General features: G+C 38.2%; 9 protein-coding genes and 1 tRNA gene. All 10 read left to right on the plus strand.

What is annotated here, in order from left to right; translation table 11 throughout:
• Positions 1 to 308: 308 nt before the first annotated feature.
• A tRNA-Leu gene (locus DB42_RS00290) sits at positions 309 to 392 on the plus strand.
• Between the two features lie 33 nt (positions 393 to 425).
• A complete protein-coding gene (locus tag DB42_RS00295; protein WP_042239939.1) occupies positions 426 to 1,061 on the plus strand; it encodes a thiamine diphosphokinase in 636 nt (211 codons plus the stop codon).
• 192 nt (positions 1,062 to 1,253) lie between these two features.
• Positions 1,254 to 3,062, plus strand: coding sequence for a translation elongation factor 4 (gene lepA / locus DB42_RS00300; RefSeq protein ID WP_039383287.1), 1,809 nt, complete (start codon positions 1,254 to 1,256; stop codon positions 3,060 to 3,062).
• A 23-nt stretch (positions 3,063 to 3,085) separates the two neighbouring features.
• Complete coding sequence (locus DB42_RS00305) at positions 3,086 to 4,405, plus strand: adenylosuccinate synthase (RefSeq protein ID WP_044881229.1); 1,320 nt, start codon at positions 3,086 to 3,088, stop codon at positions 4,403 to 4,405.
• A 9-nt stretch (positions 4,406 to 4,414) separates the two neighbouring features.
• A complete protein-coding gene (gene uppS / locus DB42_RS00310) occupies positions 4,415 to 5,173 on the plus strand; it encodes a polyprenyl diphosphate synthase (protein ID WP_052435838.1) in 759 nt (252 codons plus the stop codon).
• The gene (locus DB42_RS00315; protein ID WP_044881230.1) at positions 5,170 to 6,024 is read left to right on the plus strand and encodes a phosphatidate cytidylyltransferase; all 855 of its coding nucleotides are present in this window, start codon (positions 5,170 to 5,172) and stop codon (positions 6,022 to 6,024) included. The genes uppS and DB42_RS00315 overlap by 4 nt, the downstream gene beginning before the upstream one ends.
• Positions 6,025 to 6,048: 24 nt before the next feature.
• Positions 6,049 to 6,726: a (d)CMP kinase gene (gene cmk, locus DB42_RS00320; protein WP_044881231.1), complete on the plus strand. Its 678-nt coding sequence runs from the start codon at positions 6,049 to 6,051 to the stop codon at positions 6,724 to 6,726.
• A gap of 748 nt (positions 6,727 to 7,474) precedes the next feature.
• Positions 7,475 to 7,738, plus strand: a complete 264-nt coding sequence (locus tag DB42_RS00325; RefSeq protein ID WP_044881232.1) for a hypothetical protein — start codon at positions 7,475 to 7,477, stop codon at positions 7,736 to 7,738.
• Between the two features lie 41 nt (positions 7,739 to 7,779).
• Positions 7,780 to 8,196, plus strand: a complete 417-nt coding sequence (locus DB42_RS00330; protein WP_052435839.1) for a leucine-rich repeat domain-containing protein — start codon at positions 7,780 to 7,782, stop codon at positions 8,194 to 8,196.
• Positions 8,197 to 8,731: 535 nt separating this feature from the next.
• Positions 8,732 to 9,783 (plus strand): leucine-rich repeat domain-containing protein (locus DB42_RS10095; RefSeq protein WP_202965050.1); only part of this gene is annotated, 1,052 nt, incomplete at its 3' end.

Consider the following 9,783-nt stretch of genomic DNA (forward strand, 5'->3'; position numbering starts at 1 on the left):
CCGAATATTCTGTAGAAAGCTCATTAATGGTTTTGAACCCTTTAAATGCTTCTAATGCAACTTTTGCTTTGAACTCCGACGAGTGTCTTTTTCTTTTTGTGGACATAACTTTTCCTCTTTAATATTAAGTTCTTATTTTAAACTGAGGGAAAGTTTTTTACTTAAATTTTGTCCAAAAAAGCGGAGCCACTATACACAGCTATTTGATAATAGAGCCCCTTTATCTAAATAAAGGCTGCTTCTCTCTTAAATAAGATATTTTCCATTTACGGAAATAAGCTTATTTTAATACGATGTCTGTTCATTAAGCGGCCATGGCGGAATTGGTAGACGCGCTAGATTCAGGTTCTAGTAGGGGTAACCCTGTGGATGTTCGAGTCATCTTGGCCGCAATCCTTTAGCTAAATTTTTATGTATGAGTGAGGATGCATTACCCTTTATCTCCCCAAGTAGCTATTGTCGCTAATGGCGAAATTTCCTCTTATTCTCAGACCAAGCACCTTCTTTCTTCTTTTTCAAAGATCATAGCCGTAGATGGGGGCTTAAAACATTGCCAGAAAATGGGAGTCACTCCTTGCCTTCTTATCGGAGATTTAGACTCTTTAGAAAAAGAAGTTCTTGAACAATATGCAGATCTTCCCCTTTTAAAATATCCTGAAGATAAAAATGAAAGTGATTTAGAATTAGCCATCCATAAGCTTTTAATGGAAAAAGTAGGATCTATTGCTCTATTTGGCGTATTAGGAAAGCGCAGTGATCATCTTCTTTATACCTTGTACCTTCTGTCTCGCCACCCTTCTCAGCTTATGATAGAATCGGAAAAGGAGACTATTTTTTGTTTACAAGGACACAACCGGATCAAGACGTTTATCGGGCAAACGATCTCTTTAATTCCTTTATCTCCTGTGTATGGCATCCGAACTCAAGGCCTTAAATGGGAGTTGCAAAATGCTGATTTTGACAAAAAATTTATGAGTTTATCAAATGTATGTAATAGCAACGCTGTGGAAATTAATGTACTTTCTGGTGATTTAATATGCTTTCTTCATAAAAACTCCTAATTTATTTAGAGAAATTAGATTTTTCTTCCTGCATCTAGTCTGTTTTAGAAAAGTTTATGCACCAAGATAGCTATAAATTAAATGGTGCTTGAAAACATTCATGGTATCGATTAATTTAGTTGATTGATTTCCCTTACAACCCCCATCTTGATAAATTTAGATGTAATAAAAGGCAGTGATTAGGATTTTTGCATGGTTTCATACAACAGAAAAAATATTCGCAACTTTTCTATTATTGCTCATATTGACCATGGAAAGTCAACGATTGCTGATAGATTAATAGAACTTACCCATACAGTCTCCAAGCGAGAGATGCAAGAGCAGCTACTGGATGATATGGATCTTGAAAGAGAACGGGGCATTACTATTAAAGCCCACCCTGTGACCATGAATTATCAAGCCGAAAATGGACAAATTTATCAAATTAACTTAATCGATACGCCAGGACATGTTGACTTTACCTACGAGGTCTCGCGATCTTTAGCCGCTTGCGAAGGAGCCCTGCTAGTGGTAGATGCAGCTCAAGGTGTCCAAGCTCAAACTCTTGCAAATGTTCATTTAGCGATTGAACGTGACTTGGAAATCGTGCCTGTGCTTAATAAAATTGATCTTCCCAGTGCGGATATAGAAGGTGTAAAGCAACAGATTGAAGATGTAATTGGGCTAGATGCTTCTCATGCTATCTGCTGCTCAGCCAAATCAGGAATAGGGATTGAGACCATCTTAGAACGTATCATTAACGATGTTCCTGCTCCTAAAGAACCTGTCGATGATCTACTCCGTGCCCTGGTTTTTGACTCCCATTACGACAATTATCGAGGAGTTATGGTTTACATTCGTGTGATTAGTGGAGAAATTCGCAAAGGCTCTGCAATACGCATGATGGCTACTCATAAAGCCTGTGAAGTGTTAGAAGTAGGAAAATTTACCCCCTCTGAAAAACCTGTGGAAACTTTAAGGTCAGGGGAAGTGGGATATATGATCGCCAACATAAAAAAAACTTCCGATGTTAAAATTGGGGACACCATTACTTTGCAAAAACATCCAGCTCCCGATGCTCTGCCAGGCTTTAAGAATATCAGCCCCGTAGTATTTGCAGGCATATATCCTATTGATTCCACAGATTTTGAAGCTTTACGCGATGCTTTAGAAAAACTTCAACTTAACGATTCTTCTCTGCATATCGAACAAGAAAGCAGTATGGCTTTAGGCTTTGGATTCCGTTGTGGCTTTCTAGGACTTTTGCATTTGGAAATTATATTTGAACGCATTCAGCGTGAATTTGACTTAGATGTTATTTCTACAGCTCCTAGTGTTATTTACAAGTTCCATTTAAATGATACTTCCATTAAAGAAATCGATAATCCTGCTCACTATCCAGACCCTACTCACATCGATTATGTAGAAGAGCCTTGGGTAAAATGCCACATTATGATTCCTGCGGAATATCTAGGCGCGATCATGAATTTGGGGATGGATAAAAGAGGAAATTGTATTAAAACAGAAACTATGGATGCACGGCGGCTTCTAATTACCTATCGCTTTCCGCTTAATGAAATTATTACCGATTTCAATGATAAGCTTAAATCAATCACTAAAGGATATGGATCTTTTGACTATGAATTTGATGGTTATGAGAAAAGCGATATCATTAAATTAGAAATTCGTGTTAACGAAGAGCCAGTAGATGCATTTTCATGCTTAGTGCATCGCTCTAAAGCAGAATCTAAAGGGAAAGCCATTTGCTCTAAACTCGTTGAAGTAATCCCCATGCAGCTTTTCAAAGTACCTATTCAAGCCGCTATTGGAGGGAAAATTGTTGCGCGAGAGACTATCCGCGCCCTCACCAAAAATGTGACAGCTAAGTGCTATGGAGGCGACATCACACGCAAGCGCAAGCTGTGGGAGAAGCAAAAAAAGGGTAAAAAACGTATGAAAGAAATTGGTAAAGTCAATATCCCGCAAAGTGCTTTTATGGAAGTTTTAAAAGCAGGAGATTAATCGATCATTAAAAAAGAGTTAATATGCCACAAGTGATTTTGATTGGTGCACAATGGGGGGATGAAGATAAAAGTAAAATTATTGATATACTTACAGCTCAGGCCAAGCATGTTATTCGCTCTCAAGGCGGCAATAACGCAGGCCATACAGCTGTCCTTGATAAACAAGAATACAAATTCCATTTAATCTCCTCAGCTATTCTCCATTCTCACACGCATTGCTATATAGGTGCTGGCACCGTCATCGATCCTGAAGTACTCATTCAAGAGATGGAAGATTTAGAAAGTAAAGGTGTCCAAATTAAAGGACGTCTATTAATTTCACCTTCTGCCCATATTATTTTTCCCTACCATCGAATGCTAGATTATCTTCTTGAGCAAAAGAAAGGCGAACGTGCTATAGGCACAACCGGCCGAGGAATTGGGCCTTGTTATGCTGATAAAGCCCAGCGTTTAGGCATTCGTATGGGAGAACTTGTGCGTCCTGATATTTTCGGCAAATTGCTAAAAAGCATTCTTCAGCTAAAAAATGAAGAGCTTACCAAGCTTTTCGGTGCTGAAAAACTAAATGAGGAAGAAATTTATAAAAAGTATAGCCGCTATGCGGAGCTTTTAAAACCTTTTGTAGCAGAAGTGGAAGAGCTTATTCATCAAGCTATAGATAATAAGGAAAATATTTTGTTCGAGGGAGCTCAAGGGACTTTCCTAGATACTTCTTTAGGAACTTACCCCTATGTCACCTCTTCATCTACAATCGCTGGGGGCATCTGTGCCGGCGCCGGAGTAGGCCCCACCTGCATCGATCATACCTTGGGAGTTGTTAAAGCCTACACTACACGTGTGGGCAATGGACCTTTTCCTACTGAGTTTCAAGAAAATGAAAGTTTTTTGAATCATCCTATCACAAGTGAGTACAGCAATACAGTAGGGCGTAGAAGACGGATTGGATGGTTTGATGCAGTGCTAACACGAACAGCTGTACACATAAATGGCATTGACTCACTAGCAGTGACTCAGCTCAATAGTCTAGATTATTTAGATCCTATTAAAGTTTGCGTAGGCTATCAAATTCATGGAGTACGTATCAATCATATCCCTTACATTAGCGAGGATCTAGATAAGATTGTCCCTATTTATGAAACTATACCAGGCTGGAACGCCTCCACTAGCCAAATTACCAATTATAAGGAATTACCTCAAAATGCACAAAAATACCTGTCAAAAATTGAGCAGCTTTGTAGAGTACCTATTAATATCATCTCTTTAGGGCCTCAACGAGAAAAAACCCTTATTTTAAAAGATTTATTTTCAACAAAGGAAAAGGCAGCTTGCAAGCATGCTTAAATAGAATTTATGAATATTAGCGTGAAAAATAACTATTATACTCTTGAACAAAAGGCCAGCTTAGATCCTAAGCGTATTCCTCATCATGTAGCTTTTATTCCGGATGGCAATCGACGCTGGGCCAAGCGACAACAAATGAGATCCATAGAAGGTCATCAAGAAGGTTCTGATAACCTGATTGAAATTGTAAAAGCAGGAAAAGAACTAGGAATAAAAAATTTTACTTTTTACCTTTTCTCTACAGAAAATTGGAGCCGTCCTCAAGAGGAAATCGATGCCTTGATGTGGCTTTTGCATACTTATTTACTCGAGCAGCAATCTTCTTTTGTGGAAGAAGGGACGCGTTTATGTACTATTGGAAATATTGCTGCTTTACCAGAGTACGTACAAAAAACTATAGAGGAAACCAGACAAGTTACTGCCCACTGTCAAGAAGCGGACCTAATTTTTGCCCTGAATTATGGAAGTCGCGATGAAATCAAACGTGCTGTGCAATCTATCGCGCAAGATATAATCCATAAAAAAATTATTCCCGAGCAAATTTCTGAAGAAATTATCTCTCAATATCTTGATACGGCGCCCTGGAGCGATCCAGATTTACTTATCCGCACGAGTGGTGAATTAAGATTGAGTAACTACTTATTATGGCAGCTCTCTTATACTGAAATATTCTCGTCAAACGTATTATGGCCAGATTTTACTCCTTATCATCTTTTAGAAGCATTATTAAACTACCAAAGGCGTGAAAGACGCTTAGGGGGCGCATGAGCAATCTTCAACATCGCCTTCTTTTGGGCAGTATGACCACTCTTTTTGCTATTTTGCTGCTTTGGTTTTCTCCCTACCTATTTTTTCGCCCTATTTTTGCTTTAATCCTTGCTGCTTTCGTTACCCTTGCTGCCGCTGAACTTTTTCACCTAGCCAAAAGCAAAAACTACCAACCCCTTACGAAAATAGGCCTGGCTGGCTGTTTTTTATACACTCTTTCAGTGTATGTGAGTACCCAGTATGGTCAAGCTCAAATTCTCCCCTACATTGTTCTTATATTGATTGTATGGATGTGCTTTTTCTATTTTTTTAAAACAGGCGATAAGCCCTTGCTTAATATCTCCATTACCCTGCTTGCATTAATGTATGTAGCCATTCCTTTAGCATCTTGGCTCAACATTGCCTACTTTTTTCCAGAACACTCTCCTCAAGAAGGGCGCTGGTGGCTGCTCTACTTATTAGCTGTTACAAAAACAACCGATATAGGGGCTTATTTTGTGGGTAGCATTCTTGGCAAGCATAAAATGGCTCCCTACTTAAGTCCCAAAAAAAGCAACGAAGGAGCAGTGGGAGGACTTTGCTGCGGTTTAGGCGCAAGCTTTACTTTTTATTGGATAAGTGCTCACATTCCTTTTCAGATCACTCTTTTTCAATGCCTGACATTAGGAATTTTATTAAGCACACTAGGACAGATAGGGGATCTTGCTGAATCTTTGCTAAAGCGTGATGCTGATATTAAAAATAGCAATCAAATCCCCGGACTGGGTGGTATACTAGATATGCTCGATTCGCTAGTCTTTACTTCTCCTATCGTTTATATTTTTCTTGAAATTCAATCTGCATCTAGCTAAATGCAATAGTACAGGAGGTTTTGCATGATTATTACCATTGATGGTCCCATCGCTACAGGCAAAAGTACGATTGCTAAGACATTAGCACGCGAAATTGGCTACATTTATTTTGATACAGGAGCTATGTATCGTTGCCTAACTTATGGTGTTTTAAAGAAAGATATCAACGTCGATGATCCTGAGCAACTTAATGACTTTCTCCATACCTTTAAATTTGATATCAAAAGTAAACATGGAAAAAAACATTACTATGTAGGAAATGAAGACGTTACCGATGCTATTCGCCTCGATAAAGTTACTTCTCATGTATCTAGCATCTCGGCTATCCCTATGGTACGCGATAAGTTAGTGGCTATGCAAAGGGAACTTGCTATAGGAGTAAATGCGGTCTTTGAGGGAAGAGATATGGGTACGATAGTTTTTCCTAAGGCCGAGATAAAAATATATTTAACAGGACGTCCTGAAGTACGTGCTAAAAGAAGATATGACGAACTCAAAAGAAAGTATACTGAAGAAACAAGAGAGCTTACGATTGAAAAATCCCTTGAAGATCTTAATCGACGAGATCATCTCGATTTAACCCGCGAAATATCCCCTCTTAAACAAGCTCCTGATGCTCTCGTGATTGATACTTCTGATTTAAGCATCCAAGAAATTATTTACAAGATCCTAGAATTTAAAGATTTAAACATTAAATCTTGAGGATCTAAATAACGAGCAAGCAAAATTTAAATACAGTTCTTAAATTAAACACCTACTTTTATTCATGGTTTAAAATAGCTTAATAAAACAAAGGCCAAGCTTAACATTCAAGCAGCAGAGTATAAGAGGAATAAGAAAAATAAGATTTTTTTTGAATAAAGGAGGTTAAAGTTAAGAATAAAGATTTCCTCGGAGTGATTTTCTTTTGCTATATAGCTCCTCTTCTTAAACAGCTCATCAATTTTTTATGGAAAGCAGCTCATTTTTTATTTTTCCCACCTTTTTTCTCCCAAAGATGCCTAAAGTGTTTTTTTGCTTAAAGATTTAGAGAAGCTAGAAAGAGTCCTAATAAGCTTTAAGCAAAAAAGTTTGTTTTTATGTTCATAAGTCCGGCTTATCTTCTTACTTTTTCCTTCTAAATAGACCAAAATAATAGATTGTTTTTAATTTTTTTAAGTTAGACATCAAAGAGCCGTTTTTCTCAAATAAGGCAAAGAATCAATCTCATTCTTTTAGTCAAATCATAATTGCCGCGTCAATTAATTTCCAAAACCTGTGGCTGCTCCTAAATGCTTGTAGGGTCTCCACCCTTTCCTTGAATCTATCTGAAAAAAAGTGCGGGTAGATTATCTGTGAGTGGTTTTTCATTGATAAGGATACGAATTCGTTTGACTTGCTTTTTTAATTTTTTATATTGTCTTTAAAAAATAAAAATGTTGAAAAAGTTATCCCTACCCAAGGAAATAAAATGCATCCTATCTCTTCGGCCTCTATTGAAAGCTTGCCCAATGAATTGCTACTCCCTATCCTAGAGGCTTGCGTAGTTCCTCCCTTATTTAGCGTTTGTAAAAGATGGCATCATCTGCTGGCTACTGAAGTCATGCCCCCTCTTTATAAGCAAATAGGTAAAGTGCATGTTCCTCAAGGAAATGTTAGGGAGCAGGCTCTTATTGTAGATAGGATTTATAAGCTAGAAGAAAAGCTTTCTGAAGCAGCAAAGGTAAATGTGTAATCTTTAGGCAAATCTTTACTTTAGCCAAGTCTTTTTCTCCTTTGGAATTTAAATGGAAAACAGAAGAAAAAAAAGGCTTAACGCTGGCTAATTACTTTTCTTATCTCTTAAATATTAATCGCCTTTTACTTTGGGAAAGACTTCCTGGTGGGGAAGAATACTTGAGCCGAGAAGAAATTAAGCACTTGCCTCTAGAAAAAAAAGGAGAGTTACTTAGAGATTGGATTGAAGAAAATTGTAAAGACTTAACTTCACTAAATTTATCTGGAGCAAGCTTGACTTACTTACCCCCAGAAATAGGCCAATTGTCTCAGCTGCGAAGGTTTTACTTAAGCCAAAACCAGCTCACCAGTCTGCCTGCAGAAATCGGACAAATGTCTCAGCTGCAAACGCTTGAATTAGCGGAAAATCCTTTGAAAGATATCGCCGAAAAAATAAGACAGCGTTTTCAATTGTAGAATGGTTGTAAGTACTTTTTAAATTGGAATAAGCTAAAGTGAAATAAAAAACTGCTAGCCACCTTATCTTTAAACAAGTAATCCGCTTTCCTTTCAGCAACTAAGCAAGCTTAAACTAACCTACGCATTTATAACGACAAGAAGTTTCTCTCTTTTTCTACAGATTGCTATGCTGGGAGAACAACTTTCCTTGACAGGAAGAAGCTAGGCGTATTGTGTTCCATCATGCGATAGAAGAAGTAAAACATTGCACCAAAAAGAGCCCTTTTACTCAAATAAGGCAAAGAATCAATCTCATTCTTTTAGCCAAGCCAAGATTGCCGCTTCACTTAATCGCCAAAACCTGTGGCTGCTCCTGAATGCTTAGAAGGTCTCCCCCCTTCCTTGAATCTATCTGAAATAAAAGCTCTCATAGACCAGCTATGAGTTGTTTTTCATTGATAAGGATATGAATTCAGTTGACTTGATTTTTTAATTTTTATATTGTTCTAAAAAATAAAAATGCTGGAAAGTTATCCCTAACCAAGGAAATAAAATGCACCCTATCTCTTCGGCATCTATTGAAAGCTTGCCCAATGAATTGCTGCTCCCTATCCTAGAGGCTTGTGTAGTTCCTTCCCTATTTAGCGTCTGTAAAAGATGGCATCATCTGCTGGCTTCTGAAGTCATGCCCCGTCTTTACAAGCAAATAGGTAAAATGCATGTTCCTCAAGGAAATGTTAGGGAGCAGGCTCTTATTGTAGATAGGATTTATAAGCTAGAAGAAAAGCTTTCTAAAGCAGCAAAGGTAAATGCAATCTTTAGGCAAATCTTTACTTTAGCCAAGTCTTTTTCTCCTTTGGAATTTAAATGGAAAACAGAAGAAAAAAGAGGCTTAACGCTGGCTAATTACTCTTCTTATCTCTTAAATATTAATCGCCTTTTACTTTGGAAAAAACTTGCTGGTGGGGAAGAATACTTGAGCCGAGAAGAAATTAAGCACTTGCCTCTAGAAAAAAAAGGAGAGTTACTTAGAGATTGGATTGAAGAAAATTGTAAAGACTTAACTTCACTAAATTTATCTGGAGCAAGCTTGACTTACTTACCCCCAGAAATAGGCCAATTGTCTCAGCTGCGAAGGTTTTACTTAAGCCAAAACCAGCTCACCAGTCTGCCTGCAGAAATCGGACAGTTGTCTAATCTGCTACACCTTAACTTAAATCAAAACCAGCTCACCGCTCTGCCTGCAGAAATCGGGCAGCTGTCTAAGCTGCAAGGGCTTGAATTAAATCAAAACCAACTCACCGCTCTGCCTACAGAAATCGGGCAGCTGTCTAAGCTAAAATTCCTTTACTTAAATCAAAACCAGCTCACCGCTCTGCCTGCAGAAATAGGTCAATTGTCTCAGCTGCGAGTGCTTGAATTAAAGCAAAATCAGCTCACCAGCCTTCCCGCAGAAATAGGTCAATTGTCTCAGCTGAAACAGCTTGAATTAAATCAAAACCAGCTCACCAGTCTGCCTACAGAAATCGGGCAATTGCCTCAGTTACAAAGGCTTGATTTAAGCCAAAACCAGCTCACCAGCCTTCCTGCAGAAATAGGTCAATT

Source organism: Neochlamydia sp. EPS4 (genome assembly GCF_000813665.1).
Classification (GTDB): Bacteria; Chlamydiota; Chlamydiia; order Chlamydiales; family Parachlamydiaceae; genus Neochlamydia.

Bases quoted from the DNA above. Each gene is read 5' to 3' on its own strand.
- DB42_RS00295 (WP_042239939.1), top strand. From the start codon at position 426: ATGCATTACCCTTTATCTCCCCAAGTAGCTATTGTCGCTAATGGCGAA.
- lepA (WP_039383287.1), top strand. From the start codon at position 1,254: ATGGTTTCATACAACAGAAAAAATATTCGCAACTTTTCTATTATTGCT.
- DB42_RS00305 (WP_044881229.1), top strand. From the start codon at position 3,086: ATGCCACAAGTGATTTTGATTGGTGCACAATGGGGGGATGAAGATAAA.
- uppS (WP_052435838.1), top strand. From the start codon at position 4,415: ATGAATATTAGCGTGAAAAATAACTATTATACTCTTGAACAAAAGGCC.
- DB42_RS00315 (WP_044881230.1), top strand. From the start codon at position 5,170: ATGAGCAATCTTCAACATCGCCTTCTTTTGGGCAGTATGACCACTCTT.
- cmk (WP_044881231.1), top strand. From the start codon at position 6,049: ATGATTATTACCATTGATGGTCCCATCGCTACAGGCAAAAGTACGATT.
- DB42_RS00325 (WP_044881232.1), top strand. From the start codon at position 7,475: ATGCATCCTATCTCTTCGGCCTCTATTGAAAGCTTGCCCAATGAATTG.